Raw genomic sequence first — 18,366 nt, 5'->3', positions numbered from 1 at the left:
TAAATAAAGATTATAAGAACCAAGAAGTGAATTATTTGAATTTATCTCTTGGTTCTTATAATTTTTATATAGCATAAATATTACTAATATTAAAAATTGAGAATTTAGTATCAATTATTCGACTACAAAAATTATTAAATTTTAATGTTAGATATAAAGAGACTTTTAATATTAAAAAAAGTAAGAAAAAAGTAAATATTTTTATATCATAAGTATGTATCAATATAATTGTGTTATGAGTGAATATAGAATATAATTAAACAATGAGAAAGAAATTTTAAGAGGTGTAATTTATGATTAAGGTAACAGTTAATATAAATGGTATGGATTACAACTTAAAAGGTGATAAAAATGAACAATACTTAGTTGATTTAGCTGATTTTGTTGATAGTAAAGTAAAAGAGATAATGAGTAAAAATTCTAGATTAAGCACGAGTGCTGCAACAGTACTTGCGGCAGTAAATATAGCAGATGAACTTTACGAATGTGATTCTAATTTAAGAAATGCCATTAATAAGAAGAAAAATATAGAAACTGAAAAAAGTGAATTGATTCAAAAAGTAGACAAGTTAAATGAAGATTTAAAAACAACATTAGTAGAGAAAACAAAACTTCAAGAACAATTAGTAAATGGTGAGCAATCTTTAAAAGAAAAATATTTAGAAATAGAAGAGACACTTACTAATTTAAAAGAAGAGGCAACTAATCTAGAAAAAGAAAAGGGCCTATTATTAGAGAAGAATAATAAGTTGGAAAATAATTTAAAAGAAATTAGTAATTTAAATGAAGTACTAAACAAAGAAGTTGTAGAAATAAAAGAGAAAAATAAGTTCCTTTATAAAAAAGTAGATGAATCTAAAGGAAAAGAAGTAGAGTTAAGAAATAAATTACAAGTTTCAAGTGGAAATGTTAAAGAATTAGAAAATAAAGTTTCTTTTTTAGAAAACAAATGTACTAACTTAGGTAAAAAGTTTGATGATTTAAATACTTTAAATACAGAAAATTCATTAGAACTTGAAAGAATGATTAAAGTTAGAGCTAGTTTAGAAGAAGAAAATTCTATCTTGATTGAAAAAAGTAAGTCTTTAGAAGACAATTGCTTAACTTTACAAAGTAAGATAGAAGAATTAACATTATTAATATCAAATGAAAAGAGCAATAAACGAGTTCTTCAAGAAGAATATACTAAATGTAAAGAAGAGCTTGAAAATATCAGTGATCTTTATTATGAAACTGATAAAGAAGTTACAATTTTCAAACAAAAAATTGAAGAAGTCAATAGAGAAAATGAAAAATTAAATTCTAAAATAAACATGGAAATAAAAAATAAAAAAGTATTAGAAGATAATATTAAAAAATTAAATAATAATATTAATTCAATAAATAATGAAAAAAATAAAATAAAACAAGAGAATTTAAAAGTAAATGAGGAACTTACAAGCTTAAGGGATAAGTATTCTAAGTTAATTGTCAATGAAGATAATAGTAAAAAGACAATAAATATAAAACATAAAGAAATAGAAGAATTAAGAGATGATTTAAGCAATAAAGATAAATCATTAATAGATATAAAAAATATCTTAGAGTGCAAAGAAAAGTCATTAGAAAAATTAAAAGATAACTTAGATGAAAAAGAGAAAACCTTAGAGGTATTAAAAAATACTTTAAGTAAAAAGGATGCTTCTGTAGTAGAATTAGAAAATAAAGTTGAAGAATTAAATAAGCATAAGAGTAAACTTATGGAAAGAAGCAAAACTGTAAATAATAATCTTAGAACATCTAAGTATAAAGTTATGGAATTAAAGGATAAACTATTAAATGTAGAAATAGAATTAGCAGCATTAAAAAGCCAACAATTTTTAAATGGTAAAACAAAAAAAGTTATAGGACCACTTTCACATAAAAAGTAGGATAATATTAATAGAATTATAATAATTTTTTAAAAACTGCTATTTTTAATAGCAGTTTTTAAAGGTTTTTAAGAATAATAAAAGTATGATGTTTTGTTTTTAAGATAGTATTCATATTGTCGTATAAGCGAATTTCAATGTCACTACGCCTTTATACTAAAATATTAATATTAATTTAAAACAAAGATAAGTATAAATACTTAGGAGGAAATTAATGAAAAAAATAGAACTGTTAGCACCAGCAGGTAGTATGGAAAGTTTAATAGCGGCTATAAATAGAGGCGCTGATGCTATTTATTTAGGAGGAAATAAATTTTCTGCAAGGGCATATGCATCAAATTTTGATAATGAAATGATGATGAAAGCTGTAGATTATGCACATGGTTATGGAGCTCGGGTATATGTAACTATAAATACCTTATTAAAAGAAAATGAAATAAAAGAAGCTTTAAAATATGCAGGATATCTTTATGATATAGGGGTAGATGCTTTAATTATACAAGACACGGGACTTATTAATTTAATACAAAAAACATATACAGATTTTGAATTACATGCATCAACTCAAATGACAGTACATAATGGTGAAGGTGCAATGTATTTTACAGAAAAGGGATTGTCTAGAATAGTTTTATCTCGAGAGCTTTCTTTGAATGAAATTAAGTATATATCAAAGGATTTAGGTATAGAAACAGAGATATTTGTACATGGAGCACTTTGTGTATGCTATTCAGGACAATGCTTAATGAGTTCTATGATAGGAGGAAGAAGTGGCAATAGGGGAAGATGTGCTCAACCTTGTAGAATGGAATATACAATACAAGGAGAAAATACTTCACCTAAAAAGGCATATTTACTTAGCCCAAAAGATATGTGCTTAATTGATGATGTAGAAGAATTAATAAAAAGTGGAACATCATCTTTAAAAGTAGAAGGAAGAATGAAGAGACCTGAGTATGTTTCAGGAGTTGTAGATACTTATAGAAAAGCAATTGATAGAGTAACTTGTAAACAAAAATTTGATTTAAAAAAGGGAAGAATTCAATTAGCTCAGTTATTTAATAGAGAAGGATTTTCTAAAGCATATCTTTATAAAAATACAGGAAAAGATATGATGAGTTATAATTTTCCTAAAAATACTGGTATTCCTATAGGTAAGGCTGTTGATAAAAATGAAATTATATTAGATGGAAATATAAGCATTGGAGACGGAATAAGATATAGGAATGACGGATTTGTATTAGGTAAAATATTACTTAATGGCAAAGAAGTAAAGGAAGCACTTAAAGGGGATAAAGTTAAATTAATACCTAGTGGTTATAAAAAAGGTGATTTAATATACAGAATGTCTGATAAAAAGTTATATGATGAATTAAAGGACTATGTAAAACCATATAAAAGAAAAGTATTATTACAAGGTGAATTAGAATTTAGAGTTGGTTTACCTTTAAAATTAAAAACTAAATTCAATGGAAAAGAATATGAAGCTTTAGGCGATACAGTTGAAGTAGCAGAGAAGTCACCATTAGATATAAAAAGAGTAGAAGAATGTTTAATGAAATCTGGAGAAATACCATATAAGTTCGAAAAAGTATTATTTAATGCTTTTGAAGACGGATTTATAAGAATAGCTTCTTTAAATAACTTAAGAAGAGAATTATTTGAAAAAATATTAAAAGAAGAAGCTTCTTCTTATAGGCGTAAAAGATTTAAGGCTGATACTTTAGGTGAAAACTTGAAATCAGGCGAAAGTTTAGGTTATATTTATAGTTGTATAAATAAAGAACAATTGAAAGCATTATTAGAAGATCATACTGTTAAAAACATAGCATTAGATATATCTTATACTAAGCATAAAGGTGCGTTAAATATAAGTGATTTTAAAAATGTAGAAAATAAAAACTTATATTTTATGACTCCTAATATAATAAAAGAAGAATTTAAAAATGTAGTTAAACAAATAGATGAAGTTATTCCATATATAAAAGGATTAATAACTTCAAATGTAGGAATACTTAATTTATATAAAGATAAATTATTTATAATAGGTGATTATAAATTAAATCTGTTTAATAAAGAAGCTTTAGATTTTTATAGGAAAGATATTGAGATTCCAACATTAAGCTTAGAATTAAACAGAAAAGAAATTAAAGAAATAATGAAAAGTGTTAATTATAATGTTGCAGTTGGTGTTTATGGAAAAACAGAATTAATGGTTAGTGAGTACTGTCCAATAGGAAGTACATTTGGAAATAAATCTACTTCTAAAGAGTGTAATGGAGTTTGTATGAGAGATGAATTCACATTAGTAGATAGAAAAAATGAAACATTTAAAGTATTAGGTGATAATAGCTGTAGAAGTCATATATTAAATTCACTTTCTTTAAATTTAATAGAAGAAATTGAAGAGTTAAAAACATTTAATATATCTACGTTTAGATTTGACTTTAAAGATGAAACTTATAATGAAGTTAAAGTGATATTAGAAGAAGTGAAAAAACTTAAAAAAAGTGAAAATAGAATCTATACTAAAGGTCATTATAAACGTGGTGTAGAATAGAGGGGAACTATAAATGAACAAGAGATCTTTAAGAGTTTTAGAATTTAATAAAGTAAAGGAAATACTTAAAAAGTATGCATATAGCAGTTCTGCTAAGAAATTAGTAGATGAACTTGTACCTTATGACAATACATATGAAATAAACAATGGATTAGAAGAATCTAATGAGGCACTTGAAATATTAATGAAGAAGGGTAATCCTCCAATAGAAGGTCTTTGTGATATAGGAGATATACTTCAAAGAGCGAAAAAAGGAGGTACATTAACGCCAGAACAATTATTAAAGGTATTAGGAATGCTTACAGCAACTAGAAGAATGCAGGAATTTTTTAAAAGAGAAGAACAAGAAGTATCTTTTCCTAAGTTAGAAGATTTAGCGTATATATTAGCACCTATTAATGACTTGGAAAAAGAAATTGAGAGATCTATTTTATCAGAAGATGAAGTTAGTGATAATGCTAGCACTACTTTATATAATATAAGAAGAAGTTTAAAAGAAAAGAATTCTTCAGTAAGAGAAAAAATAAATTCAATAGTTAGAAGTAATTCAAAGTATTTACAAGACTCTTTATATACAATAAGAGGTGATAGATATGTAATTCCAGTAAAGGCTGAATATAAGGGTTCAGTGCCAGGGCTTGTACATGATCAAAGTTCAACAGGAGCTACTCTTTTTATAGAACCTATGGGGTTAGTTAATTTAAATAATGAAATAAAAGAACTTATGTTAAAAGAAAAGGCTGAAATAGATAGGATACTTTCAGCATTGTCATTAAAAGTAAAAATGAATGCAGAACACTGCGAGAGTAATTTTAAAATACTTACTAATTTAGATTTTATTTTTTCAAAGGGTAAATATGCATGTGAATTAAATGCAATAAAACCTATGGTAAGAGATGACGGAATATTCAACATAATGTCTGGTAGACATCCTTTAATTGAAAAAGATAAAGTTGTACCTTTAGATGTAAATTTAGGTGATGAATTTGACACTTTGATGATAACTGGACCTAATACAGGTGGTAAAACTGTTACATTAAAAACAGTGGGATTGCTTCATATAATGGCATTGAGTGGACTGCTTATACCTGCAAGTTCTAATTCATCAGTATCATTCTTTAAGGAAGTATTTGCTGATATAGGAGATGAGCAAAGTATTGAGCAGAGTTTATCAACTTTCTCATCTCATTTAACTAATATAGTAAATATCATGGAATATGATAATAGACAATCACTTATTCTATTTGATGAATTAGGTGGAGGAACTGATCCAGCAGAAGGTGCAGCACTTGCAATAGCTATTATAGAAAATTTAAGTAGTAAAGGTGCAAAATTAATAGCAACAACTCACTATAGTGAATTAAAGGCATATGCATTAAATAAAGAGAGAGTTGAAAATGCATCTGTAGAGTTTGATATTAATACATTAAGACCTACATATAGATTGTTAATTGGAGTTCCAGGAAAATCCAATGCATTTGAGATTTCTATAAGAATAGGACTTGGAAAAGAAGTTATAGATTGTGCAAAAAATTATATGTCTAAAGAAAATTTAGAGTTTGAAGGCTTAATAAGAAATCTTCAAGAAAAGAGTATTATAGCTAAAAAAGATGCAAGAGATGCAAAAGTCATTAAAGATCAAGCGGAAGAATTAAAGAATAAATATGAACAAAAGCTTGAAAGACTTGAAAAAGTTAAAGATAAGGCTTATATGGAAGCAAGAGAAGAGGCTAAAAAGATAGTATCTAATGCAAAAGACGAAGCAGATGATATATTAAAAGCTATGAGAGAACTTGAAAAACTTGGTATTTCAAGTGGTGGAAGACAAAGACTAGAAGAAGAACGTAAAAAACTTAAAGATAGTTTAGAAGAAAAAGAAAAGAATTTATATAAAATGAAAGAAAATGATGGTGAAGTACTTGAAAAAGTAACATTAGGTATGGAAGCGTTTTTGCCATCTTTCAATCAAAATGTGATAGTGATTTCTATGCCTGATAATAAAGGGGAAGTACAAGTTGAAGCTGGGATTATGAAAATTTCAGTTAAGTTAAAGGATCTTAGAAAAACTAAACAATCTAAAGTTGAAAAGGTAAAGAAAAAGAGAGAATTAAAATTAAATTTAAGTAAAGTTGAAAATCGTATAGATTTAAGAGGGTTAGATGCAGAAGAAGCTTGTTATAGAGTAGATAAGTATTTAGACGATGCTTATATGGGCAATCTTGGAGAAGTAACAATAGTTCATGGAAAAGGTACTGGAATTCTTAGAAAAGCAATAAATGACATGCTTAAGAGACATATACATGTTAAAAATTATAGATTAGGTGGATATGGTGAAGGTGGAGATGGTGCAACAATAGTCGAACTAAAATAATGTGATGTTTTGAAATATTGATCTTTTGTATAAAGCTCGTGGACAGAGAAATTTGTTTTAAGAACTCTAAAATAAAGCTTAGTCCAATTAATGCATGCTCCCAATGAAACATTGTACTGTGTGAAAGTTCGTGTTTTCAAATATGAAATTTGGACACTTACTTTTGACAAGCAATTAATTGTAAGGCTAAAAGGAAACTCAACTCAAGTACATTCGCTGAGTAAGTAAGAGTAGCAAAATATAAAATTTTGACTCTTACTTAAGAGTTCTAGAAAAGTAAATTTCAATGCCACTTCGCCTTTATAACAAAAGATCAACATATTTAAAATAGGGTAGAATAAGAAATAAATATGAAGAAATTTTGAGGTGAGTGCATGTATATTATAAGTGCATGTTTATGTGGAGTTAACTGTAAATATAGTGGGGAAAATAATTTAAATGAAAAGTGTGTTGAGTTATTTAGAAGAGGAAAAGCTATTTTGGTATGTCCTGAACAACTTGGAGGATTAAGTACTCCTAGAACTCCAGTAGAATTAAAAAATTCTGCTCAGGATATACTAGAAGGGCATGGAATAGCAATTACAAAAGATGGTTTAGATGTTACAAATCAATTTGTAAAAGGTGCATATGAAACATTAAAGATAGCTAAAGAAGTGAATGCTACAAAGGCTATTTTAAAAGAAAAAAGTCCATCATGTGGTGTTAATAAAGTATATGATGGAAGCTTTCAAGGAAACAAAATAGATGGAATGGGACTTACTGCATACTTATTGCAAAAAGAAGGAATAGAAGTATTTTCTGAAGAAGATATAGAACCTAATAATGAAAAATTAATATATTTAAATGAATATTTTGAAAACAAATTAAAAAGAAAAAAATTTTTAAACTTAGAGGAAGATGATTATGATGAGTCATTGGATTTGACAGAATGTTTAGATGAATTTTCTGATTTGCCAAGTCGAGTTAAGGATAATGTAAAAAGACTAATAATATCTTTAGCAGAAGATCTTATGGGATTTACTGAAATAGATGAAATATCAGAAGCTACAGGGCTAACAATAGAGGAAATTAAAACTATAAAGAATGAACATGAAAAATAAGAAATGTTAGTAATTGGAAAAATTTATTACTAAATACTATAAAATATTAAAAAAACTATTTTTTATTATGGATAAGTATTGTATAATAATAGAAGTATTAAGTAAAATTTTGTTAAGTTAGTATAAATGTTTAACAAATGATTTATACAAATGGGAGGGAACATATATGGATTATAAAGAAAAATATAACTCATGGCTTAATTCTGAGAGTATAAATGAAGAAACAAAGAATGAATTAAAAGCTATATGTGATGAAAAAGAAATAGAAGATAGATTTTATAAAGATTTAGAGTTTGGTACAGGTGGATTAAGAGGTGTAATTGGTGCAGGAAGCAACAGAATGAATGTATATAGTGTTTCAAAAGCCACTCAAGGTTTTGCTAATTACTTAAATGAAAACTTTAACAAACCAGCAGTTGCAATTGCATACGATTCTAGAAATATGTCAAAGGAATTTGCTAAGGCAGCAGCACTTACATTATGCGCTAACAATGTAAAAGTATACTTATATGAAAGTTTAAGACCAACACCAGTGTTATCTTTTGCTACAAGAGAATTAAAATGTAGTGGTGGAATAGTTGTAACCGCTTCACATAATCCAAAACAATATAATGGATATAAGGTTTATGATGAATTTGGAGGACAAGTTACAGATGACAAAGCTAACAAAATAATAACTTGTGTTAACCAAATTGAAGATTTTTCACAAATTAAAATTATAGATGAAAAAGATGCTTTAGAAAAAGGTTTACTTGAATATGTAGGTGAAGAATTAGATAAAGTTTATATGGAAAAAGTAAAATCTTTAACTATTAGAAAAGAATTAGTTAGTGAAAAAGCTAATACTTTAAATGTTATATATACTCCAATTCATGGATCAGGCAATGTTCCAGTTAGAAGAGTATTAAAAGAATTAGGATATACAAATGTAGAAGTTGTAAAAGAACAAGAAGCTCCAGATGGAAACTTTCCAACAGCATCTTATCCTAATCCAGAAAATCCAGATGTATTTAAATTAGCTTTAAATATGGCACAAAGCACAAATCCAGATATCATATTTGGAACAGATCCTGATTGTGATAGAATTGGTGTTGTTGTAAAAGACAGCAAAGGTGAATACAAAGTTTTAACTGGTAACCAAACTGGATTATTATTAACTCATTATATGTTAAGTTCATTAAAAGAAACGAATAAGTTACCTGAAAATGGAGTAGTTATTAAGACAATAGTAACTACAGAAGGTGCTAAAGCAATTGCTGATGATTTTAATATAGAAATATTAGATGTACTAACTGGATTTAAATATATAGGAGAAAAGATAAGAGAATTTAAAGAATCAGGAGAACATACTTACTTATTTGGATTTGAAGAAAGTTATGGATATCTTGCAGGAGACTTTGTTCGTGACAAAGATGCAGTAATAGCTTCAATGTTAATATGTGAAATGTGTTTATATTATAAAGAACATGGAAAGAGTTTATATGATGCTTTAATAGAATTATATGAAAAATATGGATACTTTAAAGAAACTCTTGTATCTTTAGAATTAGCAGGAAAAGAAGGTCAAGAAAAAATAGCTTCTTGTATAGATGCTATGAGAAATAGTAAAGTAAGTGAAATTAATAATGTAAAAGTAGTCAGAAAATTAGATTATAAATTAAGTATGGATGAAGATGTAGAAAACGGAAGTAAGGTAGCAATTGATTTACCAAAATCAAATGTATTAAAATTTATACTTGAAGATGATTCTTATTTTGTAGTGAGACCGTCAGGAACTGAACCCAAAATGAAAGTTTATTTATCTATTAAGGGAAATAGCTTGACTGATGCTGAAAAGCAAATATCAGAATTCAAAGAAAATGTCATGAAATTAATTAATGAAAAATTAAACTAAATTAATTCTACAAATAAGCTGTTTTAAGTGATATAATAATCATTTGAGACAGCTTTTGTTCTTAAATACTATCAAGATAAAATTAGGTGGTGTAACATAATGGATTATAAAACAATGTTGAAGGAAAAATTAAGTAAGATATTATTTTTAGAAATGGATATAGAGGGATTTAAAAAGACTGTAAATATTCCGGAATATGTGACATTTAAAAATAAAGATTTATATATGCCTATAAGTTCAGAATATATAACATCTAATGTTAATGATGAAATAAAAATGAAGAACTTACCTATATATTATTTTATTGAAGGAATGTTTATATGTTTTGCATGTGATGAAAAATTAAGATTTAATGATGATTATGGAATTATTTTAACTTATATTGCTAATGCCGAAGAATCTATAAAAAGTCTTATAGCTAATAGAATTAAAGAAGAAAGATTAGAAGAAGCTTATATATTATTAAAAGGATTATATATATATAATAGAGAAGAAGAGGTTTTTAAAAATCTATTATTGACAGGGGAAGCCTTGAGAGAAAAGGATTCTAAATTCAAATCAATACTATTACAAGATATTGAAGAAGGAAAGATAAAGTTTAAAAATATGCCAGAACCTTACTTGTATAATGCACTTATATTAAGAGATGATGGAGACTTTATAAATGCTAAAGAAGAAATTAATAGCTACCTAAATAAAGGCGGAGTAAAGAGCGGAGAGATAGATCAAATAATCAACGATATTAACAATGTAAGTCAATATGAAAAAGCAATAGAGCTTTTAAATGAAAAGCCAGAAAAAGCAATAGAAATGTTATTGCCATTAGTTGACCAATTTGAAACAAATCCACTTTTATATTATTACTTAGCAGTTGGATATAGAAATTTAGAAAACTATGAAAAAGCTATATACTATTTAAATCAAAGTTTAAGTATTGAATCAGGTATATTAGAAGTAGTTAATGAACTTGGTATAAATTATGCTTGTCTTGGTAATTATGAAGAAGCAATAAAATACTTTAAAAAGGCTTTTGAGGCTTCAAGAGATGTTGAAATTTGTACTAACATAATAATGTGTTATATGAATTTAGGCGATAATGAACAAGCAAAACTTCATTTAGAAATTGCTAAAAAATTAAAACCTGAAGATGAAATTGTAAGTCAATTAGAAAAAGCTTTAACTAAATAGTTAAGTTTGTGTTTTAAAAGAAAGTTTATAATTTTAGTATAAAGCTCGTAGACAGGGAAATTTCATTTAAGAACACTAAAACAGATATTAGTCTAATTAATGCATGCTCCCAATGAAACATTGTGACAAGCAATTAATTCAACAAATATCTATTAAGAGTTCTAAAAAGTAAATTTCAATGCTACTGCGCCCTTATACTAAAATTATGAACACTATTTTTAAATAAAGGGTTTTATTTCAGCACTATCAAAATAGCATTAGATATTTTGTTAGTGCTTTTTATATATAGGAAAAGATGTTTTAATATGCATATATCAACACGTTGCTAAAACATAGCAATTTTAAAAAATTATTATTTTAATACATAAAAAGGGATTTATTATATGATATAATAGTCTAATCAATAATAAGTATTATATTTATGAAAATACTACATAATGAAAGGAGAAACTACTTTAAATTATATCTAAATTTTTAACTTTGTAATTTTAAGTAGCGAATTTTATGTTTACAGATATACTTAATTTTAAAATATTTAATGGCAACAAAAAAGAACTGATGAAATACATAGAGAAATTTGAAAAGATAAATATTATATCAGGAAATCCAGAGATATTATTTAATGGATTAAATGATAAAATACTTAATAGATGTTTTAAAGAAGACAACTCTGTAATTATTCCTGATGGGGTAGGGACAGTTCTTGCTTCTAAATTGTTAAAAAATCCAGTAAAAGAAAAAATAGCTGGAATAGAGGTTATGAAAGATCTTTTATCAAAAGCTAATTTAGAAAATAAATCTATTTATTTATTAGGAGCAAAAGAAGAAGTAATTCAAAAATGTGCGGAAAATATTAAAAATGAATTTAATAATTTAGATATATGCGGTTTACATAATGGATATTTTGATTTAGATAGTTGTGCTGAAATAAAAGATGAAATAAAAGAGAAAAAGCCTTGGGCTATTTTTATTGCTATGGGATGCCCAAGACAAGAATATTTTATTGAAAAATATATGGATATATTACCTTGTAATATATTTATGGGTGTTGGAGGAAGTTTTGATATATTTTCAGGAATTTCTAAAAGAGCACCTAAATGGATGATAAATTTAGGACTTGAATGGCTTTACAGGGTGATAAAGGAACCTTGGAGAATAACAAGACTTACTTCTATACCTAAGTTTTTAATAAAAGTATTAAAGTATAATAAAAGGTGATAAATATGAAGAAGAATACTTTATTAAAATCTACTTTAATAATAATGATAGTATCGTGTATAAGCAGAGTTATAGGTTTTGTTAGAGATATGCTTATTGCAAATAATTTTGGAGCTGGTATGTATACAGATGCATATAATATTGCTGTTACTGTACCGGAAACTATATTTATGCTTATAGGCCTTGCAATCTCTACATCATTTTTACCAGTACTAAGTAAGATAAAGGCGAAAAAAGGCAAAAATGAAATGTATTATTTTGCTAATAATGTGATTAATATATTATTTATTATTTCAGTTATATTTTTTGCTATAACTAGTATTTTTTCAAAAGAAATAGTTATGGCTTTGGGAAAAGGGTTTGATACAGAAACAACTATTTTAGCAATTAGATTAACTAGAATTACACTGATTAATTTATTATTTATGTCAATTAACGCATGTTTTACATCATTATTACAAGTTAATGAAGATTTTGTTATACCATCAATATTAGGTTTGTTTTTTAATTTACCTATGATAGTGTATTTACTATTTTTTAGAAGTTATGATATTATTGGATTAACTATAGCTAATGTTATAGGAAACTTTTTTAGAGTAGTAGTTCAAGTACCATCGTTAGTATCACATGGGTATAAATATAAATTTTTTGTTAACTTAAAAGATGAAGGATTAAGAGCCATTTTATTCTTAATAATTCCAGTGGTTATAGCAGCGGGTGCAAATTCTCTAAATATGATAGTTGACAAAAGAATTGCATCATCATTAGAGATCGGATCTATTTCAGCATTAGGTTATGCAGAAAAGCTTATATTTTTTATAAATAGTATAATAACAACATCTATATCTAGTGTTGCATATCCTATGATGGCTAATGCTAGGAATGCAAAAAAAATAGATGAGTTTGTAGAATTATTAAAAAAATCTCTTATATATTTAGCTCTAATTTTAATACCAATTACAGTTGGAGTTATAATATTTAAAGAAGATATTGTAAGTATTATATATGAAAGAGGAAAATTCACAGAATATGCAGTAAAATTAACAAGTTTAGCTTTACTTGGATATACAGTTGGAATATTTTTTACTGGAATGAGAGATATATTAAATTCTACTTTATTTTCTATGGGAAAAACTAAGATTACAACTGTAAATGGAATTATAGGAGTAATCATAAATATATGTTTAAGCATAATATTATCAAAAACTATAGGAATATATGGAGTAGCATTAGCATCTTCTATAGCTATGATGATAACTTCGATTTTATTATTTATTAGTATTACAAAATTAGAACGTAATTTTACTTATAAAGATTTATTTGTTAAAATATTCAAGATAATTATTAATTCAATTTTAATGGGATTAGTCATTATTACATTTATAAATTTTATGGATGAAATAATACCAAAAATAATGATTATTATTTTTGGAACTATTATTGGTATCATAAGCTATTTTATATTATGTAATTTATTTAATATAAAAGAGGTACAGGAGATAAAAAATTTATTTTTAAACAAAGTAAAGAAGAAATAATAGGAGGACATATGAAAATATTATTTATAGCTTGTTATTCTCCATTAATAAATAATTCAGCTGCAATAGAAACTTTGCAGTATTTAAATAAATTAAGCGAAATTCCAGGAAATGAGATACATTTATTAACTGTTAATTTTCCTAAAAATTCAATATATTATGATGAATATTTATTTTCTATGATGGATAGCAAAATAAAATATCATTTAATTGATGGTGGAGTAATATTTAAAAAATTTATTCCTAGAAAGCAAAGTGTATCTAAGATAAATAAAGAATCTATAAAAAATAGAAAAATTTTAAGAAGGATTAAAAATGCACTTGTAATACCTGATATGTATTATGGATGGGCTAAAAAAGCAGCAAAGTATGGAATTCAACTTATGCAACAAGAAAAATTTGATGTTATATTTTCAATGCATGAGCCGCCATCTTCTCATTTGTGTGCATACTATATAAAAAGAAAATTCAAAAATATACCATGGATTACATATTGGAGTGATCCTTGGCTTAAGGATTCAACACGTCAAAATTCTTTTATATTAAAAAAACTAATCGAAAAGAATATGGAAAAGAAGGTTGTTGAATTATCAGATAAATTTATTTTTGTAACTGAAGAAAATAGAAAAGATTACTTAAATCAATACAAAGTTGTTGAAGCTAAAAGCGATTTTACTTATATATTAAATAGAGGATTTGATAAAGAATTATATAATAAATTATCATTAGAAAATACTCCATCACTTATACAAAGCAATAAAATTAACATGGTTTATACAGGAGAAATATTTACTAAATTAAGAAATATAAATCCTTTCATTGAAGCGTTAGAAGAGATTAAAAATGAAAATAAAGATGACTATGAATTACTTAATATTTTATTTTTTGGCAACATAGATGATATTGAAGTTAAAAGAAAATTAAGTAATCTAGAAATAGCAAAAGTTTCATCTAGAATACCTTTTGATGAAGCACTTAAGTATATGTTAAATTCAGAAATATTAATTTTATTTGGTAATAAAAATTCTAAACAAATACCTGCAAAAATATATGATTATTTTGGAACGGATGCAAGAATTTTTGTTATTTATGGTGATGATAATGATCCAATTAAAGATATAGTTGAGAATAATGAAAAGTGCATTAATGCTAGTAATTCTGTTAAAGAAATAAAAGATAATATATATAGGTTAATAGGCTTATATAAAAGTAATAATATAAAGTCAGAACCAGATTATAGATATGAATGGAATAGCATAGTTAAGAAGCTAAATACTATATTAGAAGAGAAGTGATAAAAATGCATATTATGGTAATACCATCGTGGTATTCATCACCAAGAAATAAAATTCATGGAAGCTTTTTTAAAGAACAGTTTAAAGCATTATCTAATAGTGATGAAAAAATTACGGTGGCTTATAATGAAATTTGGCCACTTACGTTAATTGGTAAAATAAAAGAAAAAAGAAAAATTAATTTTAGTATAGAAGATAACCTTAGAACTTATAGATATAAAGATTTCAATTATTTTCCTAAGAACCCATTAATGTTTAAAAGCTTTAATAAGAGAATGGATAAATTATATAAAGAAATAGTTAAAAAAGAAGGTAAAGTTGATATAATACATGCCCATTCTGCAATGTGGGGTGGAATTTCTGCAGCTTATATAAGTAAAAAATATAATATACCATTAGTTATAACAGAGCATTCATCACTAAAGTATGCAAAATATTTAAAAGATAGTTATAGAAAACATATTTATAAAGCTTATGAAAGTTGTGATTCATTAATAGCAGTAGGTAATGGCTTAAAAAAGGAACTTAACACATATGTAAATAGAGATATAGAAGTTATTCATAATATGGTTGATTTATCTTTATTTAATATGGAAGCAGAGTGCAATAAAGACGCAAAGAATAATACGCTTACTTTTTTCTCATGTGCTTTTCTTGAAGAGGGAAAAGGTATGGAGTTGTTAATAAAATCTTTTAAAGAAGTGTTTATTAATGAAAATGTGGTACTTAAAATAGGGGGAGACGGGTCTCTAAAATCTTCATTAGAAGAATTAGTTAAAAGTATAGGTATGGAAAAACAGATATTTTTTTTAGGGGCGTTATCAAGGCAAGAGGTAGCTAATGAAATGAAAAATTGTGATATATTTGCATTACCATCAGAACATGAAACCTTTGGCGTTGTATATATAGAGGCTTTAGCTTGTGGCAAACCTGTTATAGGTGCTAAAAATGGTGGCGCTGAAGATATAATAACTAAAAAAAATGGAATTATTGTTGAAAAAAACAATGAAGAACAATTAATATCTGCATTGAAATATATGAAAGAAAATTATAAAAATTATAATGAAAGCAATATTAGAGATATGACAGTTAAAAATTATTCAGAAGATTTATTGGTAAAGAATTTGAAGGGAGTGTATAAAAAAGTAAATGAAAGAGGTATTAAATAAAATTTACAATTTTATAGGTAACAGATTATATTTTAGATTACTATATATATTAGTCAGCTTAGGTTTTGCAACTATTTTTTTATATGTTCCAGCAATAAAAAAATTAAATACTATTGTTTTAGCATGGGGTATTTTACTAATATTAATTATGATATTTAAAGATTATAAAACAAGAAAGATATATAAATTTGATATTCCAATAATTTTATTTATAATTTTTACTTTAGCACTTAACATATTTGCTTATAGGACTACGGAAAACATCAAAATATGGATAGTTAATTTAATGATATTTACATCTTTATATACAATAGATGTATTTAAAAGCAAAAGGCAAAATATAAAAGAAATGAATATTATATCATATTTTTATATTGCTTTAATGTTACCATTATCAATAGTATCATTATATGTGGACTATAAGAAGATAACTATACAAGCAACTGATATGGTATTTGGAACAGGTCGATCATTTGGGATTTTTGTAAATCAAAATGCTTTATCTATAGCAGCAGGATTAGCAGTTGTATTAAGTATATATTTAATGTTAAAAAATAATAATATTAAGATGAAAATATTATTATTTCTAAATGTTATTATACAAGGTATTACAATGGTAAAAGCAAATGGAAGAAGTTCATATTTGCTTATAATTGCTGTAATATATTTATTTATATTTGTATATTTAAAAAGTAAACATTTAAGAATAGCATTATTAATAATTCCATTATTATGTTCAAGTGTATTATTAACTTTTGATGAAGACAGACTACATAGCTTTACAAGTGGAAGAAATATTTTATGGAAATCAGCTAGTTTTGTTATAAAAGACAATCTGTTGCTTGGAGTAGGAAATTCAGATTTAATAGAAGCAGTAAGAAATGCTAGAATAGTTGAATATTTACCAGGAATAGAATATGGTGGACTTCATAATATTTATCTTCAAATAGCAACTGTAAATGGAATTATTTCATTAGCATTAATTTTAATTTTTCTAATAAGTATTATGGTATTTCTAATAAAGAGATTAGATAAGCTGAAGGGGAAAGAAAAGCTTCAAATGACTACAATATCTTCCATGTTACTTGGAATATTAGCAGTAAATGCATTTGAAAGTAATTTAGTTTATATAATAAGTTTTATATCTATTATGTTTTGGATATATCTTGGATATATAATATCTATATTAGATAATAAAAATATAAGCAATAATAAATAAGGGGGATTTTTAATGGAATTTTATAAACAAACAATTAAAGAATTTATTGGGGATGTAGAAAGTGATAAAGCATCACCAGGTGGCGGAAGTGTAGCAGGGCTAATAGGTGCATTATCAGGTGCACTGAATTCAATGGTATATTCTTTAACAGTAGGTAAGAAAAAATACCAACAATTAGATGAAGAAATTAAAACTATGATAGATGATTTTAGAGAAAAATCTAAAGGATTTACATATAGAAGCCTAGAACTTATGGAAGAAGATCGAAATGGATTTTTAAAGTTAATGGATTGCTACAAACTTCCTAAAGATACAGAAGAAGAAAAAAGCAATAGAAATAATGCTATAAAAGAAGGTACAAAAGAAGCTATGTTACCACCATTAAAATTAGCAAGAGAATCTTTTGAGTTTTATAAAAATTTAGATGTTATGAGTAAGTATGGTAACAAAATGCTTTTATCAGACTTAGGCATGTCAGCAATATTATTACACTGCACTATAGAGAGTGCAATAATGAATGTCAAAGTTAATTTAAATGGCTTAAGAGATGATGAAATATTCTTTAATGAAATAAAAGAAGAATTAGATGATTTATTTAATAAATCTAAAGATAAAAAAGAAGAAATTGTAGCACAAGTAAATTCAGTTATATTTCAAGAATAATAATTTGCAATTAAATCTATGTTTATATATGCAATAGGCAAAATGGCATTGTAATTGGATTTTGAAAATAGTTAAGTGAGAGTCGGAATTTTCATATTTCGTTCCTCAAACTTACTCAGCGACTAAATAGGAGTCGAGTTTCATTTTTAATTTATATTTATTGCTTGTCTCAATTTTATATTGGGAACAAGCTAAAATGGGACTATACTTGTTTTTAGTATTCCTAAGTTCAATTACTCAG

12 protein-coding genes are annotated in these 18,366 nt (G+C 25.8%); all 12 read left to right on the top strand.

Going from position 1 to position 18,366, the window contains the following annotated elements; genetic code table 11:
• Positions 1-293: 293 nt before the first annotated feature.
• The 12 genes from zapA (at position 294) to NG918_RS10340 (ending at position 18,125) form a co-directional block, all read left to right on the top strand.
• Entirely contained in the window at positions 294-1,910 is a 1,617-nt protein-coding gene (gene zapA / locus NG918_RS10395) for a cell division protein ZapA (protein ID WP_252226076.1), read from the top strand.
• A gap of 214 nt (positions 1,911-2,124) precedes the next feature.
• Positions 2,125-4,470: a U32 family peptidase gene (locus tag NG918_RS10390; RefSeq protein ID WP_252226074.1), complete on the top strand. Its 2,346-nt coding sequence runs from the start codon at positions 2,125-2,127 to the stop codon at positions 4,468-4,470.
• 13 nt (positions 4,471-4,483) lie between these two features.
• Positions 4,484-6,841: an endonuclease MutS2 gene (locus NG918_RS10385; protein WP_252226072.1), complete on the top strand. Its 2,358-nt coding sequence runs from the start codon at positions 4,484-4,486 to the stop codon at positions 6,839-6,841.
• 374 nt (positions 6,842-7,215) lie between these two features.
• Entirely contained in the window at positions 7,216-7,941 is a 726-nt protein-coding gene (locus tag NG918_RS10380) for a 2-thiouracil desulfurase family protein (RefSeq protein WP_252226070.1), read from the top strand.
• Positions 7,942-8,107: 166 nt separating this feature from the next.
• Positions 8,108-9,835 carry a phospho-sugar mutase gene (locus NG918_RS10375; RefSeq protein ID WP_252213222.1) on the top strand — a complete coding sequence of 576 codons (1,728 nt, stop codon included), beginning with the start codon at positions 8,108-8,110 and terminating at the stop codon, positions 9,833-9,835.
• Between the two features lie 99 nt (positions 9,836-9,934).
• A complete protein-coding gene (locus NG918_RS10370; RefSeq protein ID WP_252213223.1) occupies positions 9,935-11,023 on the top strand; it encodes a tetratricopeptide repeat protein in 1,089 nt (362 codons plus the stop codon).
• Between the two features lie 504 nt (positions 11,024-11,527).
• Positions 11,528-12,241: a WecB/TagA/CpsF family glycosyltransferase gene (locus NG918_RS10365; RefSeq protein WP_252213224.1), complete on the top strand. Its 714-nt coding sequence runs from the start codon at positions 11,528-11,530 to the stop codon at positions 12,239-12,241.
• Positions 12,242-12,246: 5 nt separating this feature from the next.
• Complete coding sequence (gene murJ / locus NG918_RS10360; protein WP_252213225.1) at positions 12,247-13,779, top strand: murein biosynthesis integral membrane protein MurJ; 1,533 nt, start codon at positions 12,247-12,249, stop codon at positions 13,777-13,779.
• 11 nt (positions 13,780-13,790) lie between these two features.
• Positions 13,791-15,074, top strand: coding sequence for a glycosyltransferase family protein (locus NG918_RS10355; protein ID WP_252226066.1), 1,284 nt, complete (start codon positions 13,791-13,793; stop codon positions 15,072-15,074).
• Between the two features lie 5 nt (positions 15,075-15,079).
• On the top strand, positions 15,080-16,243 hold the full coding sequence (locus NG918_RS10350; RefSeq protein WP_252213227.1) for a glycosyltransferase: 1,164 nt from the start codon (positions 15,080-15,082) through the stop codon (positions 16,241-16,243).
• Entirely contained in the window at positions 16,224-17,462 is a 1,239-nt protein-coding gene (locus NG918_RS10345; protein WP_252226064.1) for an O-antigen ligase family protein, read from the top strand. The genes NG918_RS10350 and NG918_RS10345 overlap by 20 nt, the downstream gene beginning before the upstream one ends.
• A gap of 12 nt (positions 17,463-17,474) precedes the next feature.
• Entirely contained in the window at positions 17,475-18,125 is a 651-nt protein-coding gene (locus NG918_RS10340) for a cyclodeaminase/cyclohydrolase family protein (protein ID WP_252226062.1), read from the top strand.
• The last annotated feature ends 241 nt before the right edge of the window (positions 18,126-18,366 follow it).

The sequence above is a fragment of the Clostridium sp. ZBS2 genome (assembly GCF_023845855.1).
Lineage (GTDB): Bacteria > Bacillota > Clostridia > Clostridiales > Clostridiaceae > Clostridium > Clostridium aquiflavi.
The sequence above is the reverse complement of the archived record's forward strand: the minus strand, read 5'-3'. Positions and strand labels throughout refer to the sequence as shown.